We start from the raw sequence: 16,524 nt of genomic DNA, 5'->3' as shown, positions 1-16,524 counted from the left end.
TGTTTCAGTATAATTGTCATGTTACGGTTACTACATACGGGCTTTACATGAAGGGAGACAACACAGTAATGTTTGGTAGTTTTAATAGAGATATGGGTATTGACCTCGGTACGGCCAATACTCTTGTATATGCGAAATCCAAAGGAATTGTAGTACGCGAACCTTCGGTCGTGGCCATCCGCACAGATACAGGGAGCATCGAAGCAGTAGGGAATTCAGCGAAAAGCATGATTGGACGCACGCCCGGCAACATCGTAGCTGTCCGCCCCATGAAGGACGGCGTAATCGCCGACTTCGAAACAACCGCTACGATGCTTCGTTATTTTATTGACCAGGCACAGAAAAAACGCGGCCTTTTCTCCCGCAAGCCGAATGTAATGGTCTGTGTTCCTTCTGGAATTACGGCTGTTGAGAAACGCGCCGTTGAAGATGCGACGAAGCTGGCCGGCGCAAGGGAAGCTTTCACGATTGAAGAGCCATTTGCAGCAGCCATTGGCGCCGATCTTCCGGTGTGGGAACCAACAGGAAGCATGGTAGTCGACATCGGCGGCGGTACGACTGAAGTTGCGATTATCTCACTTGGCGGAATCGTGACAAGCAAATCTATCCGCGTAGCAGGCGATGAGATGGATGAAGCCATCATTCAGTATATCAAGAAAAACTATAATTTAATGATCGGGGAACGCACAGCCGAAATGCTTAAAATGGAAATCGGTTCTGCCATCCCGCCTGAACAGAAAGAAACCATGGACATTCGCGGACGCGACTTAATCAGCGGCCTGCCTAAGACTGTTGAAATTACCTCTCAGGAAATTTCACGCGCATTGAGCGAGACGGTCACAAGCATCGTTGAAGCGGTGAAAATCACATTGGAGAAAAGCCCGCCGGAACTTGCGGCAGACATTATGGATCGCGGCATTGTGCTGACTGGCGGCGGTGCGCTGCTTCGCAACCTGGACAAGCTGCTGGCTGATGAGACAGGCATGCCTGTTCTTGTGGCGGAAAACGCGCTGGACTGTGTAGCGATTGGGACAGGACGCGCTTTAGAAAATCTGCATTTATTTAAATCCAAGTCCGGCATTACTGCGCGTTCGCAGCGCGCCAAGTAAGCAGGTGTTGTAGGTGGCCAATTTTTTTGGGAATAAACGATTGATTGCCTTGCTTGTAGGCTTGATTTTACTCATCATCGTAATGGGTGCTACCGTTAAGGAGCGCCCTTTTCCTACCCTGCCGGAGCGCTTTACCCGCGATTCGGTTTCTTTTATGCAGGGTGTTTTCTATCGGCCTACCAATGCAGTGGCAGGTTTTATAGACAATATCAAGCACATTTACAGGGTGTACGATGAGAATAAACAGTTGAAGGCGAATTTGGATCAGGCGGCTAAGGTAGAGGCGGAGCGCAACCAGCTTGCCTATCAGAACACGCAGCTGCGCGCTATGCTTGATATTAAACAGAATAAGCTCAAGGACTACGGCGTGCGGGCGGCGGAAGTCATCGCAAGAAGCCCCGATAGATGGAACCACTTGTTGACGATCAGTAAGGGCAGTAATGACGGGATCAAGCCGAATATGGCGGTTACCTCACCAGAAGGGTATTTAATCGGCCGCGTTCGAAGCGTATCCAATTTCTCTTCCCAGGTGGAACTGCTTATGGATGTCGAGAATGGAAATCATATCTCAGCTGTTATCAATGGACAGGGTCAGGCGCCGATTTACGGTGTCATTGAAAGCTATGATTTTGACCCGCAGAAAAACTGGCTGATTATGCGGAAGATTCCACCTCTTGTCAACATTAAGAAGGGCGATTATGTATCGTCTTCCGGTATGGGTGGTGTTATGCCGGCCGGGCTTATGATCGGGCAGGTAGCCGGTGTCACGAAGGGTGATTACGGATTAACGCAGACCGCTTATGTAACCCCGCTTGCAAATTTTTATCAGCTTGAGACAGTATTCGTTGTCGAACGCAGTTTTATTGTAAATGATACTCCTCCTAATCAGGCTCCGGCGAATACAGGAACCAAAAAGTAGCGGGAAGGGATGGGGGACTATGAGAACGGGCATTGTTTCAGTCATTATGTTTTTGTTGTTTCTGGTTGAAGGCACCATCGTACAGGTCTTTTCATCTGAAGCGTGGGGATTATCCTGGGTGATTATCCCCCGCTTTGTGTTAGTTGGCGTTGTTTTAATCGGCCTATACATAGGCAGAAGAAAAGCTGTATTGTTCGGTGTTATTTTTGGTTTTTTGTATGATATTGTTTATACCGATGTACTCGGTGTGTACGCATTTGCGATGGGGCTTACCGGGTACCTTGCCGGGCTCGCTTCCCGGTATTTCCACCAAAACTGGCTGATGGTGGCCATTACCATCGTCCTGGCTACAATCTTTAATGAATGGCTGGTTTATGTCTTCTATCATCTTTTCCATTTGGCAAATAGCGATTTAAATAATTTGATTTTCCGGGAAATGATCCCGACTGTAGCATTCAATGCGATCTTTGCGCTGTTGATACTGCGTCCGATGAGCAAGCTCTTGTCAGGCGGCGATAGGGAGCAGCAGATCGTTTAATCATTTGGCAGGAGATGGCGAGTTGCCTGGCGAATACTATTCAGATGGAGTGAGACTTTGGCTATGTCGAACAGAAAAAACAATGTAATAATCAAAGGCACGAAAGAGGGTCTCGTTTTCCATCTGGATGATACTTGTTCTCTTGATGATCTGTTTGAAGAACTGCGGGATAAGGTTGAAAACAGCCATCAGCGAATTCTGACAGGCCCCGTTGTTCGGATCACAGTTAAACTGGGGCGCCGCTATCTTACTGCCGAACAAGAACAAGAACTGACGGAAATCCTCCGCACACGCGGCAATTTAATTGTGCAGGCTATAGAGTCGGAAGTTATAACCAAAGAAGACGCATTGCACGACAAACTCTCATCACAAATAAGAATTTACCCGAAAACGGTACGCTCTGGGCAAATTATCAGCCAGCAGGGAGATCTGCTCCTGCTCGGGGATGTAAATCCAGGAGCGCTTATTTCCTGTACGGGCAGTATATTTGTGCTCGGTTCCTTAATGGGAACCGCTCATGCGGGCTGCGAAGGCAATACAGAGTCCATCATTGCCGCCTATCAATTGCTCCCTAACCAGCTTCGTATTGCCGGGGTTATCAGCCGTCCACCTGAAGAATGGGAAGACAAAACCATGAGGATGGAGTTTGCCTATTTACATAACGGACGTATGGCCATTGAAAAAATGACCCATATCCATAAAATTAGGCCTGAGCTGGGCGAAATTTTAATGAGATAAGGGCGATGGATAACGTGTAGGAAATCAATGAGGGGGAGTTATTTATGGGCGAAGCTATTGTTATTACCTCGGGAAAAGGCGGGGTCGGCAAGACAACGACTACTGCCAATATTGGGACAGCTCTCGCACAGCTTGGGAAAAAGGTTTGCCTGGTGGATACCGATATTGGCCTGCGCAACCTGGATCTGGTGATGGGCCTAGAAAACCGAATTATCTGTGATCTTGTGGATGTTATAGAGGGAACCTGCAAGCTTAACCAGGCGCTCATAAAAGATAAACGCTTTGAAGATTTACTTTATCTGCTTCCGGCAGCGCAAACCAAAGATAAAACAGCTGTAACCCCTGAGCAGATGGTCGCGCTCGTTGAACAGCTAAAAGCCGATTTTGATTTTGTTCTCATAGACTGTCCTGCAGGCATTGAACACGGATTTAGAAACGCCGTAGCCGGAGCAAGTAAAGCGATTGTGGTGACGACTCCTGAAATATCATCCATCCGCGATGCTGACCGCGTGATTGGACTGCTGGAGAAGGAAAACATGGAGGCGCTTTATCTCGTTGTCAACCGCGTAAGACAGCACCTGGTGAAAAGCAACGATGCGCTGGATGTGGATGATGTTGTTTCCATGCTATCGGTTGATCCGATAGGGTACGTACCGGATGACGAAGAAGTAATCAAACATCTTACCTTAAAAGAACCCGTTGCGATGAATCATGACGCACGGGCTGGTATTGCCTACCGCAACATCGCACGCAGAATGCTCGGAGATGCTGTACCGTTTATGAACCTCGAGGAACAGACAGGCTTCATGACCAAAGTAAAGCGCTTATTCGGCATCCGCTGACCCGCATTGTTGAACTGAATAGAAACATTTTCACTTAAGCCCCGCGTTTACTCGCGGGGTTTTTTCGTAATAAAAAATTATATGTTAAATAGGGAACGTACGGTCCCCAAACGCTAAAGAAAAACATCGCAAGGCGATGACAACTCTTTACTTTCCCCATGTGGAGCGTGTGGAACAGAGGGCGAAAAATACCGTCAACTGTCTCCATCACTGAGCTGCCCAGATGTTTTGACGGGCTCGCCCGTCGTTCCACAAAGCGGCCGTGAAGCTTCAGTGAGGGGAAAGCACAGAGTGGCATGCCTGCGATGATTTTCACAATCATACCCCTGTCCGAATTCTCATAACATGTACTAAGAGGATAAGGACAGGGGGAGAGCCGAATGAGCTATTCGGATAACGACGGAATTAAACGACGCCGGGAAGAACGGGTGCGCAGGCTGCGTGAACAAATGGAGGATACGTATTCGTCGTATTTTTTTGCAGAGGAAGAGCAGCCGCCGGTCCCTTACTACAGCGGCAGGCCTGTAATGGAGAGAGAGGAATTTGACTACCCGGTACCCCGGCATCCGTCTTCAAGTGCATCCACCCGCGAAAGAAAGAAAGGCCCGCTTAAACGAAAAGATAGATGGTTTATCCGTATCATGCTTTCTTTCTGCCTGCTCAGCGCAGCCTACGTGGTTCACAATGGCCAGTTCCCGGGTTCAGAAAAATACCGGAGCATGATGAATGAAATTATGAACCGCTCCTATGATTTTCAAGCGATGTCTGCCTGGTATGAAAAAAAATTCGGCGCAATCCCTACTATGCTGCCATCGCTTGGCTCGCTTGGCGGGGAAGCGCAGCCTGTCCTGACGAGCAACGTCATGCTATTAAAAGCGCCGGCACCTGGTCCGGTGATAAAACCGTATCAGGAACAGGGGAGCGGCCTGTATTTTCAACCGGCGGATAAAACCATTAAATCAGTTGATAAAGGCTGGGTAACGTTTGTCGGTGACAAACCTGGACTTGGCCGGACGATCGTGATTCAGCATGACGCCCATGGAACGGAAACGTGGTACGGCGGATTGGGCCAGGTCAATGTCTCGGTCAATGACTGGGTGGATGTGCAGACTAAAATCGCCACGGCTGCAGCGCAGGGAAATACCGTAGAGCCGGTATACTTTGCTGTTAAAAAAGACGGGAAATTTGTTAATCCGGCGGATGTGGTCCGTTTTGAAAAATAACGTTACCTTTCATGTCCACCCTTTGTTTTGGGTGATGATGCTATTTGCGCTCCTGGCCGGGCAGTTTGTTCAGGTTATCACAATTTTTCTGCTCGTTCTTTGTCATGAAGTGGGCCATGTAATAGCGGCAGCTGCCTGCGGCTGGCGGGTTCGCAGCATTGTGCTGCTCCCTTTTGGCGGAGTTGCCGAGATCGATGAATGGGGCACGACCCAGCCGCTCCATGAATTTATTGTCGATCTGGCCGGCCCTGCGGTGAACGGCCTGCTGTTTGTGTTGGGCTATGTGGGGAAACTCTACAACATATGGTCGTCTGAGTGGGCGGCCTTTTTTATGTACAGCAATATCATCATCGCGGGATTCAATTTACTTCCCATCTGGCCACTAGATGGGGGGCGGGTTTTACAAACGTTATGTACGTTTGTTTTTTCTTATCGAAACGCGGTTCGCCTATCCTTTTGTATCGGGATAGCCGGATCCATTGGGCTTATTTTCTGGAGTGCCTCCCAGCCGGTGCCGCAATTTAACGGAATTGCTGTAGCCTGCTATCTGCTTTTCTTGAATATTATGGCCTATCGCAAGCTTCCCTTTCACTACCTGCGATTTTTACTGATGCGCCACGAAGGAATCGAGCGCATTAAAAAACTGCCCGTGCGAAGTGTAAAGGTAGCCGGCCACCAGACCGTCTTTGAAATCACCAGAAAAATAAAAAGAAGCCATTATCACTTCTTTTATATAGAGAACAGGCCGTACCAAATGTTTTCGGAGGACTTACTGCTCCATCACTATTTCACCCATCCCCCCAATTATGCAGTGGAACACCTTTTGCGATAGAATAGGGAAAAAGCAACGACAGGGGGAGCATCTATGAAGCAAATCATCGTAAACTGCACCAGCCGGGAAACAAGAGTGGCGGTTATGGAGAATGGACGGCTGGCAGAACTTTTCATTGAACGGACTGCGGAGCAAAGAGCCGTAGGCAATATATACAAAGGCAAAGTAGAAAACGTGCTGCCGGGCATGCAGGCAGCCTTTGTCGACATAGGAACAGACAAGAATGCTTTTCTGTATGTGGATGACTGTCTGCCTCCGGAGAGCAGGCCGGCTGAGAGAAAGCCGGACATCAGGGAACTGCTGACGAAAGGGCAGGAAGTGCTGGTCGAGGTGAAGAAGGAACCTCTTGGTACAAAAGGAGCTCGGGTTACCGCCCAGGTGACGCTTCCCGGCCGGTACGTTGTGTATATGCCAAACGTTCGTTACATAGGGGTATCCCGCCGTATCAAGAGTGAAAAAGAACGGGAGAGACTGCGCACGATTGCTTTTGACAGCCTTAGCACGGAAGAAGGCGTCATTATCCGGACATTGGCTGAGGGAATAAGCAAAAAAGCCATTCAGCGGGACATTTTATTTTTACGGGCGCAGTGGCAGCAAGCCTGGGCAGCGTCTAAACATAAGAAGCCGCCTTATCTCGTCTATCATGATCTTAACCTTGTGGCCAGGCTGGTGCGTGATCTGCTGAGTGAAGAGGTGGATGAATTCATTATTGACAGCCGTCCGCGCTATTCGGAGGTGATGGAGCTTCTTACCCATTACAATCCCGAACTTAAAAATAAAATACGGCTTTATCCTGGTAAGGAGGATATTTTTTCCTATTTCGAGGTTGAGGGAGAAATCGATAAAGCGCTGCGGCGCAAGGTATGGCTGAAGAATGGCGGATATTTGGTAATTGACCAGACCGAAGCAATGACCGTGATCGATGTGAACACAGGAAAATTTACGGGTGATACTCAGCTGGAGGAGACGGTGGTCAAAACAAATCTCGAGGCGTGCGGGGAAATCGCGAGGCAGCTGCGGCTGCGGGATGTAGGCGGCATCATCATCATTGATTTTATTGATATGGCGCAGGAAGAACATCGTACGAGCGTATTTGCCCGGATGGAAGCAGAGCTTAAAAGGGATCGTACAAAAACCCACCTCCTCGGCTTTACCCGCCTGGGACTCCTCGAAATGACGCGCAAAAAAGTGAAACAAAGCCTCGGGGAAGCCATGCTCCGCCCGTGTCCGGCTTGCGGCGGTACAGGCCGGATATGGTCAGAGTCATCGGTGCTGGCCGCCTTGGAGAGGGAATTGCTTGGATTCAGCAGGGGAGCACATCCGGAAGCGATTCTGCTGGAGATGCATCCTCACCTATCCGGGCAGCTCACCAGCCATAAAAACGAGCGGCTGCATGAGCTGGAGGAAAAAGTAGGCATTTCCCTTTTTATCAGAGACAATGTGGCAATGGGGCAGCACCAGTACCGCATTTCCTTCACGGGTTCACTTGAAGAAGTCAAGCAGCGTGCGAAATAAACATTGCAATGAACAGGCCAATGTGGTATTCTGTTATTTGTTGAACAGTGTGCTTGACACCTCAAGCATACTACAACCGCACGAAACAGGTTGTAAGACGGGCAACCGCACCTGTGACGGCGAGTCTTAGTATATTAAAGGAGGTGCAGTTTATGTACGCAATTATCGAAACTGGTGGTAAGCAGTATAAAGTAGAACAAGGCACGGAGCTTTACATCGAGAAGCTTCCTCTTGCAGACGGCGAAACCGTTACTTTTGACCGTGTACTTCTTGTATCTGGAGACAACGGTGTGAAGATGGGTGCTCCTGTCGTTTCAGGCGCAACTGTTACTGGTAAAGTAGAACGCAGCGGTAAAGGTAAAAAAGTCATCGTTTATAAATACAAAGCGAAGAAAAACTACCGTCGCAAGCAAGGTCACCGTCAGCCGTACACTAAAGTTGTAATCGACGCTATCAACGCGTAAGTTGGATGATTACAGTTCGTGTGAAGCGGCGTCCTGATGGTGCAGTTTCGGCGGTTACGATAGACGGACATGCAGGTTTCGCTGATCCAGGGGAAGACCTGGTATGTGCGGCTGTGTCTGGCATTTCATTTGGCATGATGAATGCTATTGAAATGCTGCTGCAGACCCCGCTTCCGGCACATCAGGGAAAGAGCGGCTTTCTGCATTGTGAGGTTCCGGATGATTATCCGGAACAATCCCGTGAGAAGATGCAGCTCCTTCTGGAAGGCATGATCGCCTCCCTTCAGGCGGTGTCACTGGACTACGGTGAGTTTATTAAAGTACTTGATCAGAATAAAAAATGAGGAGGTGGCACATATGTTAAAAATGAACCTTCAATTTTTTGCCTCTAAAAAAGGGGTAGGTAGCACAAAGAACGGCCGTGATTCCATTGCGAAGCGTCTTGGCGCTAAGCGTGCAGATGGCCAGTTCGTTAAAGCGGGTAACATTCTGTACCGTCAACGCGGAACAAAAATCTATCCGGGTGCTAACGTTGGACGCGGCGGCGACGACACACTGTTCGCTTTAACAGATGGTATCGTTCGTTTCAAACGTCTTGGTCGTGACCGTAAACAAGTTGTTATTGAAACAGTAGCAACTGAAGCATAAATATAGCGATGATAAAGGCTGCTGGCTGATGCCGGCAGCCTTTATTTCTGTATAGGAAAGTATATTTTGCTTTAACGTGTTAAAGTGCGTTGGACGATTTTTTAAATGGGACCTCCGGTCCCGAAACACTGAAGGAAAACATCGTGAGGCGCATGTCCGCACCTTTCTTTCCCCTTGGAGCGTGTGGAACAGAGGGCGAAAAAGACCGGCAAACTGTCTCCATCATTGAGATACCCAGATGTTTTTGTCGGTCCGCCCGTCGTTCCACAAAGCGGCCGTAAAAGCTTCTATGAGGGGAAAGGAGAGAGCGGCATGGCCCGCGATGTTTTTCTCACTGTATAAAAGGGGTACAATAAAAAAACATCCAACAGATTAAGAAAGTAGCCGGCTCGTTATTGTTTATCCCAACCCTGTGGTAAAATAAGGAGAAGTGAAAGCAAAGGGGAAATTTGATGTGAACGATTTGGTTGAGGTCCTCAAATACCAGCGGCATGATTTCATGAACCATATGCAGGTTCTTCTTGGCTACTTAAAGTTGGAAAAATATACAGAGTGTGAGGCGTATATTCAGTTCTTGGTTGAACAGGCTGCAAGGGAATCGATTATATCGCAGCTGGATTATCCAAAGCTAACAAGCTTTCTCCTCAGCTTTAATGCTAAATATTCGGAAGTAGAACTTGAAGTGGAGATATCGGAGCCTTTCAATTTACACCAGGTGACAGACAACATTGTCTTCCTGGGGGACTTTATTATCGCCCTTGTCTTGCTATATCAGAAGTATGCCGCAGATAATGGCGGAGAACCGAACAAACTTGAATTAGTGCTAAGTCTTATACAGGGAGCGCTAGTGATAACAACGGATTATGATGGGCGGCTGAGTGCGGAAAAAATATACCAGGAGCTTTTCCATCTCTTTCACACCGCGTCTGATAGGGGAGCCGTTTGTAGAGTCGAAATACATACCGATACTGAATCGGTAGTCGAATGCCGTTTCCCGCTGGCTGCCCATCTAAAAAATTAAAGGTGGAATAAAAGAATGTTTGTAGATAGTGTTCGAGTGTACGTTAAGGGTGGTGACGGCGGCAATGGCATGGTTGCATTCCGGCGCGAGAAGTATGTTCCTAATGGCGGGCCTGCAGGCGGCGATGGCGGCCGCGGCGGCAATGTGGTATTTATCGTGGATGAGGGACTACGGACGCTTGTCGATTTCCGCTACCAGCGCCACTTTAAGGCCAAACCAGGTGAAAATGGCCGTACAAAAAGCCAGCACGGAGCCGCAGCAGAGGATATGGTCGTGCGTGTTCCGCCCGGTACAACTGTAATAGATGATGATACGGAACAAGTCATCGCCGATTTAACCATGAACGGCCAAACGGCGATTATTGCCAAAGGGGGCAGAGGTGGCCGGGGGAACACCCGTTTTGCCACACCATCTAATCCTGCTCCTGAAATTGCAGAGAACGGGGAGCCTGGTGTTGAGCGTTACATTCGGCTTGAGCTGAAAGTGCTGGCAGATGTAGGCCTGGTGGGATTTCCGAGCGTCGGCAAGTCCACGCTATTATCCGTTGTTTCGGCTGCCCGTCCTAAAATCGCGGAATACCACTTTACTACCATCACACCAAACCTTGGGGTAGTAGATATAGACGAGGAACGCAGTTTTGTTATGGCTGACCTTCCTGGTTTAATTGAAGGGGCGCACGAAGGTGTAGGGCTTGGCCACCAGTTCCTGCGCCATGTTGAACGCACGAGAGTTATCGTGCATGTAGTAGATATGTCCGGGACAGAAGGCCGGGACCCCTATGACGACTACGTACAGATCAACGAGGAATTGAAGCTGTACAACAAGCACCTTGAAGACAAGCCCCAAATCGTTGCCGCCAATAAAATGGATATTCCAGAAGCGGAGGAAAACCTCGCTGCTTTCCGGGCAAAAGTTGGGCCTGATGTGCCGGTTTTCCCTATTTCATCGGCAACCCGGCAGGGCATCCGTGAACTGCTCTTTGCGGTGGCTGATAAACTGGATGAAATCCCTGTGCTGCCAACAGTTGAAGAAGCGATCGACACGGAAACATCGGTTCTGTACAAAGCTGAGCAAGAACCCGCTGAGTTTATTGTCCGTAAAGATAATGAAGTCTTCGTAGTCGAAGGTGAAAAACTGGAGAAACTTGTGAAAATGACCAACTTAAACAGCCGGGATTCTATCCAGCGTTTCTCCCGCTTAATGCGCAACTTGGGCGTAGATGATGCGCTTCGTAAAAAGGGTGCAGAAAACGGAGATCTTGTACGTATTGGCAAACTGGAATTTGAATTTGTCGACTAAGGACCTGCAGGGGTCCTTTTTTTGTGCATAAAAGTAATGCTTTCCTAAGTTATTTTGTACTGGAATCGATAAGTCCCTTTCTCTTTGTTGATTTGGATAGTTTATGTGCTTCGCCGTGTTGAATTGCCTTGAGTGATTTTAAATGGGACCTCCGGTCCCGAAACACTGAAGAAAAACATCGTGAGGCACATGTCCGCACCTTTCTTTCCCCCAGGCCGAAAGGTGTATCGATTTTACCTTTCGGCATAAGTGCAACTTAGGTTGCTGCCTGCGCTATAGCTTGGCCGCAACCTAGTTTTCTAATGGAGCGTGTGGAACAGAGGACGAAAAAGACCGGCAACTGTCTCCCTCATTGAGATACCCAGATGTTGCACCTAAACGGTATAAAGGAATCTAGGGCCATCGCCTGCGCTTACGCTTGCCGCTAGCCAAGATTCCCTAATGCCGGTCCGTCCGTCGTTCCACAAAGCGGCCGAAAAACTTCTATGAGGGGAAAGGAGAGAGCGGCATGGCCCGCGATGTTTTCTCTTGTGCCTATTTTCTATTCTGCCTCTTGTTTAATTCTCGGTATCGTTCTATAATGTCCATTATACGTAAACACTTGTATTTTACAGGAGGACTCAATGCCAAAACAGGAAGAGGTATTTTATCTAATACGCGCTGACATCCTGCCTGAGTCCATTACGAAAACAATCGAAGCCAAAAAACTTCTAGAGTCAGGAGAAGCGGAGACCGTTCATGAAGCAGTTGATAAAGTAGGCCTCAGCAGAAGTGCGTATTATAAATATAAAGATGGTATTTTCCCGTTTAACTCGATGATGCGTGAAATGATCATTACGGTATCGATGAATCTGGAGCATCGTTCCGGTATTTTATCGCGGGTCTTATCTTTTGTTGCAGACAGGGGAGGAAATGTTCTTACGATTAATCAGACCATCCCGTTGCAGGGGATGGCGAATGTGGCGCTGTCCATCGACACCGGCAACCTCCAGCTTCCAACAAGCGAATTTTTGGATGAATTACAGGACCTTGACGGTGTTAAGCGGGCAGTTATCGTTGGAAGAGGATAAAAACCATGTAGTGAGAGGAGATAATAAAATATGAAATCATCGGTAAGAGTGGGTTTAATGGGATTAGGTACGGTAGGAACAGGTGTGGTAAGGCTTGTACAGGGCCACCAGAATGATTTGCAGAAACAGACGGGACTTTCTATTGAAATAAAGAAAGTGCTGGTGCAGGATTTGGATAAAGAGCGTTCCATTTCAATCGATAAGGAACTAATCACTACAGATCCATTGGACCTGGTCGCATCCGATGATGTCGATGTGATTGTAGAGGTTATCGGGGGGATTAACCCGGCCAAACAATACATTCTTGACGCGCTGGATAACGGCAAGCATATCGTTACTGCTAACAAGGATTTAATGGCACTGCATGGGGCTGAAATTTTAAAAAAGGCGGAAGAAAAAGGCTGCGATGTTTTCTATGAAGCGAGCGTAGCCGGCGGGATTCCGATTCTAAGGGCACTTGTAGAAGGATTTGCTTCTGACCGCATTACACAGATGATGGGCATTGTAAACGGCACGACCAACTATATCATGACCAAAATGAGCCAGGAGGGCGCCGACTATAATGAGGTGCTGAAGGAAGCGCAACAGCTTGGCTACGCTGAATCCGATCCAACTGCCGATGTTGAAGGGCATGACGCGGCCAGAAAAATGGCCATTCTTAGCACGCTTGGTTTCCACGTGGACATGAGCCTGGAAGATGTGGACTGCAAGGGGATTTCCCAGGTAACCTCTGAGGATATTTCGTACGCCAAAAAACTCGGTTACGAAATCAAACTCCTCGGCATCGCCAAACGCGATGATAATTTGATCGAGGTTAGCGTACAGCCAACACTTATTTCGAGGAAACACCCGCTCGCATCTGTCAATGGCGTCTTTAACGCGGTCTATGTATATGGCGAAGCGGTGGGTGAAACGATGTTTTACGGGCCTGGTGCGGGTGAACTCCCAACCGCGACAGCTGTCGTATCTGACCTGGTCACGGTTGTTAAAAATATGAAGCTTGGCGTTAACGGGCGCGGAAGCGTAGCCCCCTATATGGAAAAGCGGTTGAAAAATGATGAACAGATCATCTCCAAATATTACCTACGCCTGGTTGTAGCCGATAAACGGGGTGTTTTAGCTCAAATTACTCGCATTCTTTCGGAACATGATGTAAGCTTAGAACAAGTTCTCCAGCAGCCGTACAATGGGGGGGCGCAGGCAGAAATCATAATCGTTACCCATAAAGCCACACGCAAAGATATTTATGCTGTACGGCGTGAATTCGAAGGACAGGACAGTGTGCTTGAAGTAAAAAGCTTATACCGCGTAGAAGGTGGGGAAGAAGAATAATGGCTGGATTAATAGAGAGATACGAACAATACTTACCGATTACAGACAAAACACCGCGTTTAACGCTGCATGAGGGAAATACCCCGCTAATTTTTGCTCCAAAATTATCAGAACAATTAGAGTTAGAACTCTATTTTAAATATGAAGGGTTAAACCCAACCGGTTCATTTAAGGATCGCGGCATGGTAATGGCGGTTGCGAAGGCTGTAGAAGAGGGCAGCCATACGATTATGTGCGCTTCAACAGGCAATACCTCCGCAGCAGCGGCAGCCTATGCGGCGCGTGCCAACCTTCGCTGCATCGTGTTAATTCCAAATAACAACATCGCACTTGGTAAATTGGCTCAGGCAGCTATCTATGGAGCAGAAATTATTGCGATAGACGGGAACTTCGACCAAGCGCTTCGAATTGTGCGAGATATTACGGCAAACCATCCGATTACGCTGGTAAATTCCGTTAACCCGTATCGCCTTGAGGGGCAGAAAACAGCTGCCTTTGAAATCTGTGATGTGCTGGGCAAAGCACCCGATATCCTTGCTATACCGGTCGGAAACGCAGGGAATATCTCCGCCTATTGGAAAGGGTTTAAAGAATACAATCAGGGCGGTGTTGTTGGCAACCTGCCGCTCATGTTTGGCTTTGAAGCGGAAGGCGCAGCGGCTCTTGTCAAAGGCGAGGTGATTGAAAATCCAGAGACAGTGGCTACTGCAATTCGGATTGGAAACCCGGCAAGCTGGGAGCTGGCTGTGGCGGCGCAGAGGGAATCGAACGGCCGTATCGATATGGTCACCGATGAAGAAATATTGGCTGCCTACCGCATGCTTGCGTCAACGGAAGGCATTTTCGCAGAGCCGGCTTCAGCGGCTTCCCTTGCAGGTGTAATTAAAATGCGCAACGAAGGAAAGATTGAATCCGGCAAGCAGGTCGTATGCGTGTTGACCGGAAACGGGCTCAAAGATCCGAATATTGCACTCAAGGCTGTGGGCATTGAACCTGTTGTCGTCGAAAGCACGGAGGAAGCGGTCCTGGATGTAATCGCCCAGAAAGCGGGTGTTTAAGGTGATAGGCGGCAGAGTTGAGGTCAAAGTTCCGGCCAGTACCGCAAATCTTGGTCCGGGTTTTGACGTAATCGGCATGGCCTTTCAGCTTTATACCACCATCACGATGGAGTTGGCGGATAAAACCACTATCCGCCTTCAGGGGGATAAGCTGGAGGGATTGCCAACGGATAAATCAAATCTTGTTTATAAAGTTGCTGCTATGGTGTTCGAGCGGGCGGGACTGCCTGATCCTGATCTGGCCATTGAAATGCAATCTGAAGTTCCCCTAACGCGGGGGCTTGGCAGCAGTGCCGCTGCAATTGTCGGTGCGCTAATCGCAGCGAATGAACTAGCTGGTTCTCCCTTTTCCAGGGAAGAGCTGTATCTGATGTCCTCACAACTTGAGGGTCACCCTGACAATGTGGGTGCATCGCTATTTGGGGGCATTGTGGTGGCGTTTATCGAAGAGGAGCAGGTTCCTTTTGTTCGCCTTCCTGTTCCGAAGCATCTTGAAGCGCTGGCGGTCATTCCGAATTTTATGCTTTCGACTGAGAAGGCACGTGAAGTACTGCCATCTATGTATGGCCGCAAAGATTTGATCTATACCGCAGGCCATGCGGGCGTTTTGATAGCCGCTCTTGCAGCCGGGAATCTGAATCTTTTGCAGGCTGCGATGCAGGATGTTGTCCACCAGCCGTACCGGATGAAGTTAGTTCCCGGCCTGGAGGAGATTTTGCGCGATGCCCATCATTACGGGGCACTGGGAACGGCACTGTCAGGAGCAGGCCCAACCATTATTGCGCTCATCGATAACCGCAGCGATAATGATCCGCTGCACAAGTTTATGGTACAAACGCTTGCTGCGCACCAAATCGATTCGACAGTCCTTCATTTAATTCCGGATGAAGTGGGGGTAATCGTAAACAGTTTACGGGGCGCGACAGGGCAAAGGAGTTAAGGAGTAATGGAGAGAAAAATCGCATTTTTCGGGCCGCATGGTACGAACACAGAGGAAGCCGCACGGGTTATTTTTAATGGTGAGACAGATCGACTCTATCCTTATCGGACCATTCCTGACTGTCTGGAAGCAGTGGCTGACAATCAGGCAGATTTTGCGGTAGTACCCCTTGAGAATTCCATTGAGGGATCCGTCAATGTTACCGTTGACTGGCTTATCCACAAAGTAGATCTGCCAATCCGAGCTGAGATTTCCATGCCGATCGGCCAACATCTAATGGCGGGTAAGCGCAAAACTCCGGTTAACTATAAAGAAATTGAGAAAGTTTTATCTCACCCGCAGGCGATCGCCCAGAGCCATGATTACCTGCGCAAGTATTTGCCACAGGCTGAGATTGAATATACAACGAGTACAGCAGAGGCTGCACGAATTATAAGCAAGAATCCAGAGATGCCTTGGCTGGCGGTGGCACCGCGTCTTGCGCTGGATGTGTATCCGCTCACGATGGTTCAGGAACATATTGAGGATAATCAAAATAATTTTACGCGCTTTATAATCGTGGGAGAAAGCGGTCTGGCTTTGCCTTCTTCCGGCGCCAGCAAAACAAAAATACTGGTCGCTCTGCCAGCTGATTTTCCAGGAGCGCTTTATCAGGTGCTTGCTGCATTCGCCTGGCGGAAAATTAACCTTTCCCGCATTGAATCTCGTCCCACTAAAACAGGGCTTGGCAATTATCATTTCATTATCGACATTGAACAGGAAGCAGACGATGTGCTTCTCCCAGGAGCTTTTGCCGAAATTGAGGCGCTGGGGTGCCAGGTGCGGTTACTGGGCACCTATTCAGCTTTTATGAAGCAGGAAACTGCCTCTTTATCCTCTAATAAGTAGACCTAACAAACAAAGCCTGTTGCTGGCATTTCTAATTGGAAATGATGGCAACAGGCTTTAGCTTTTTAATTTAATAGCGCTTCTACTC

General features: G+C 48.5%; 18 protein-coding genes and 1 other annotated feature. All 18 genes read left to right on the top strand.

Features of this window, described 5'->3' with window-relative positions:
* The first annotated feature begins 68 nt into the window (after positions 1-68).
* The 18 genes from PP175_RS20270 to pheA all read left to right on the top strand — a co-directional run bounded on the left by PP175_RS20270 (position 69) and on the right by pheA (position 16,436).
* The gene (locus PP175_RS20270; protein ID WP_272440041.1) at positions 69-1,109 is read left to right on the top strand and encodes a rod shape-determining protein; all 1,041 of its coding nucleotides are present in this window, start codon (positions 69-71) and stop codon (positions 1,107-1,109) included.
* Positions 1,110-1,122: 13 nt separating this feature from the next.
* Positions 1,123-2,028, top strand: coding sequence for a rod shape-determining protein MreC (gene mreC, locus PP175_RS20265; RefSeq protein WP_272440040.1), 906 nt, complete (start codon positions 1,123-1,125; stop codon positions 2,026-2,028).
* Positions 2,029-2,047: 19 nt separating this feature from the next.
* Positions 2,048-2,566, top strand: coding sequence for a rod shape-determining protein MreD (gene mreD, locus PP175_RS20260; RefSeq protein ID WP_272440039.1), 519 nt, complete (start codon positions 2,048-2,050; stop codon positions 2,564-2,566).
* A 63-nt stretch (positions 2,567-2,629) separates the two neighbouring features.
* On the top strand, positions 2,630-3,304 hold the full coding sequence (gene minC / locus PP175_RS20255) for a septum site-determining protein MinC (protein WP_272440038.1): 675 nt from the start codon (positions 2,630-2,632) through the stop codon (positions 3,302-3,304).
* A 44-nt stretch (positions 3,305-3,348) separates the two neighbouring features.
* Positions 3,349-4,146, top strand: coding sequence for a septum site-determining protein MinD (gene minD, locus PP175_RS20250; protein ID WP_272440037.1), 798 nt, complete (start codon positions 3,349-3,351; stop codon positions 4,144-4,146).
* A gap of 380 nt (positions 4,147-4,526) precedes the next feature.
* Complete coding sequence (locus PP175_RS20245; protein WP_272440036.1) at positions 4,527-5,369, top strand: M23 family metallopeptidase; 843 nt, start codon at positions 4,527-4,529, stop codon at positions 5,367-5,369.
* Positions 5,359-6,201 (top strand): M50 family metallopeptidase, encoded by an 843-nt coding sequence (locus tag PP175_RS20240; RefSeq protein ID WP_272440035.1) that lies wholly within the window; start codon positions 5,359-5,361, stop codon positions 6,199-6,201. Before PP175_RS20245 ends, PP175_RS20240 begins: the two co-directional genes overlap by 11 nt.
* A gap of 33 nt (positions 6,202-6,234) precedes the next feature.
* Positions 6,235-7,716 carry an Rne/Rng family ribonuclease gene (locus PP175_RS20235; RefSeq protein ID WP_272440034.1) on the top strand — a complete coding sequence of 494 codons (1,482 nt, stop codon included), beginning with the start codon at positions 6,235-6,237 and terminating at the stop codon, positions 7,714-7,716.
* 64 nt (positions 7,717-7,780) lie between these two features.
* Positions 7,781-7,853 (top strand) — a sequence feature (ribosomal protein L21 leader region).
* Positions 7,854-7,868: 15 nt separating this feature from the next.
* A complete protein-coding gene (rplU, locus tag PP175_RS20230) occupies positions 7,869-8,180 on the top strand; it encodes a 50S ribosomal protein L21 (protein ID WP_272440033.1) in 312 nt (103 codons plus the stop codon).
* Positions 8,181-8,185: 5 nt separating this feature from the next.
* Positions 8,186-8,524: a ribosomal-processing cysteine protease Prp gene (locus tag PP175_RS20225; RefSeq protein WP_272440032.1), complete on the top strand. Its 339-nt coding sequence runs from the start codon at positions 8,186-8,188 to the stop codon at positions 8,522-8,524.
* A 13-nt stretch (positions 8,525-8,537) separates the two neighbouring features.
* Complete coding sequence (gene rpmA, locus PP175_RS20220) at positions 8,538-8,828, top strand: 50S ribosomal protein L27 (RefSeq protein ID WP_272440031.1); 291 nt, start codon at positions 8,538-8,540, stop codon at positions 8,826-8,828.
* A 454-nt stretch (positions 8,829-9,282) separates the two neighbouring features.
* Positions 9,283-9,849: a Spo0B domain-containing protein gene (locus PP175_RS20215; RefSeq protein ID WP_272440030.1), complete on the top strand. Its 567-nt coding sequence runs from the start codon at positions 9,283-9,285 to the stop codon at positions 9,847-9,849.
* A 15-nt stretch (positions 9,850-9,864) separates the two neighbouring features.
* A complete protein-coding gene (obgE, locus tag PP175_RS20210) occupies positions 9,865-11,148 on the top strand; it encodes a GTPase ObgE (RefSeq protein WP_272440029.1) in 1,284 nt (427 codons plus the stop codon).
* A 623-nt stretch (positions 11,149-11,771) separates the two neighbouring features.
* Positions 11,772-12,218: an ACT domain-containing protein gene (locus PP175_RS20205; RefSeq protein ID WP_272440028.1), complete on the top strand. Its 447-nt coding sequence runs from the start codon at positions 11,772-11,774 to the stop codon at positions 12,216-12,218.
* 30 nt (positions 12,219-12,248) lie between these two features.
* Positions 12,249-13,550 (top strand): homoserine dehydrogenase, encoded by a 1,302-nt coding sequence (locus PP175_RS20200; RefSeq protein WP_272440027.1) that lies wholly within the window; start codon positions 12,249-12,251, stop codon positions 13,548-13,550.
* A complete protein-coding gene (thrC, locus tag PP175_RS20195; protein ID WP_272440026.1) occupies positions 13,550-14,608 on the top strand; it encodes a threonine synthase in 1,059 nt (352 codons plus the stop codon). The genes PP175_RS20200 and thrC overlap by 1 nt, the downstream gene beginning before the upstream one ends.
* A 1-nt stretch (position 14,609) precedes the next feature.
* On the top strand, positions 14,610-15,548 hold the full coding sequence (thrB, locus tag PP175_RS20190; protein ID WP_272440025.1) for a homoserine kinase: 939 nt from the start codon (positions 14,610-14,612) through the stop codon (positions 15,546-15,548).
* 6 nt (positions 15,549-15,554) lie between these two features.
* Positions 15,555-16,436, top strand: coding sequence for a prephenate dehydratase (pheA, locus tag PP175_RS20185; RefSeq protein WP_272440024.1), 882 nt, complete (start codon positions 15,555-15,557; stop codon positions 16,434-16,436).
* Positions 16,437-16,524 lie beyond the last annotated feature (88 nt).

This window comes from Aneurinibacillus sp. Ricciae_BoGa-3 (assembly GCF_028421645.1).
In the GTDB taxonomy this organism is placed as follows: Bacteria; Bacillota; Bacilli; order Aneurinibacillales; family Aneurinibacillaceae; genus Aneurinibacillus_B.
The sequence above is the reverse complement of the archived record's forward strand: the minus strand, read 5'-3'. Positions and strand labels throughout refer to the sequence as shown.

Bases quoted from the DNA above. Each gene is read 5' to 3' on its own strand.
- PP175_RS20205 (WP_272440028.1), top strand. From the start codon at position 11,772: ATGCCAAAACAGGAAGAGGTATTTTATCTAATACGCGCTGACATCCTG.
- mreD (WP_272440039.1), top strand. From the start codon at position 2,048: ATGAGAACGGGCATTGTTTCAGTCATTATGTTTTTGTTGTTTCTGGTT.
- PP175_RS20225 (WP_272440032.1), top strand. From the start codon at position 8,186: ATGATTACAGTTCGTGTGAAGCGGCGTCCTGATGGTGCAGTTTCGGCG.
- rplU (WP_272440033.1), top strand. From the start codon at position 7,869: ATGTACGCAATTATCGAAACTGGTGGTAAGCAGTATAAAGTAGAACAA.
- PP175_RS20235 (WP_272440034.1), top strand. From the start codon at position 6,235: ATGAAGCAAATCATCGTAAACTGCACCAGCCGGGAAACAAGAGTGGCG.
- minD (WP_272440037.1), top strand. From the start codon at position 3,349: ATGGGCGAAGCTATTGTTATTACCTCGGGAAAAGGCGGGGTCGGCAAG.
- obgE (WP_272440029.1), top strand. From the start codon at position 9,865: ATGTTTGTAGATAGTGTTCGAGTGTACGTTAAGGGTGGTGACGGCGGC.
- thrC (WP_272440026.1), top strand. From the start codon at position 13,550: ATGGCTGGATTAATAGAGAGATACGAACAATACTTACCGATTACAGAC.
- pheA (WP_272440024.1), top strand. From the start codon at position 15,555: ATGGAGAGAAAAATCGCATTTTTCGGGCCGCATGGTACGAACACAGAG.
- PP175_RS20270 (WP_272440041.1), top strand. From the start codon at position 69: ATGTTTGGTAGTTTTAATAGAGATATGGGTATTGACCTCGGTACGGCC.
- PP175_RS20200 (WP_272440027.1), top strand. From the start codon at position 12,249: ATGAAATCATCGGTAAGAGTGGGTTTAATGGGATTAGGTACGGTAGGA.
- minC (WP_272440038.1), top strand. From the start codon at position 2,630: ATGTCGAACAGAAAAAACAATGTAATAATCAAAGGCACGAAAGAGGGT.
- rpmA (WP_272440031.1), top strand. From the start codon at position 8,538: ATGTTAAAAATGAACCTTCAATTTTTTGCCTCTAAAAAAGGGGTAGGT.
- PP175_RS20245 (WP_272440036.1), top strand. From the start codon at position 4,527: ATGAGCTATTCGGATAACGACGGAATTAAACGACGCCGGGAAGAACGG.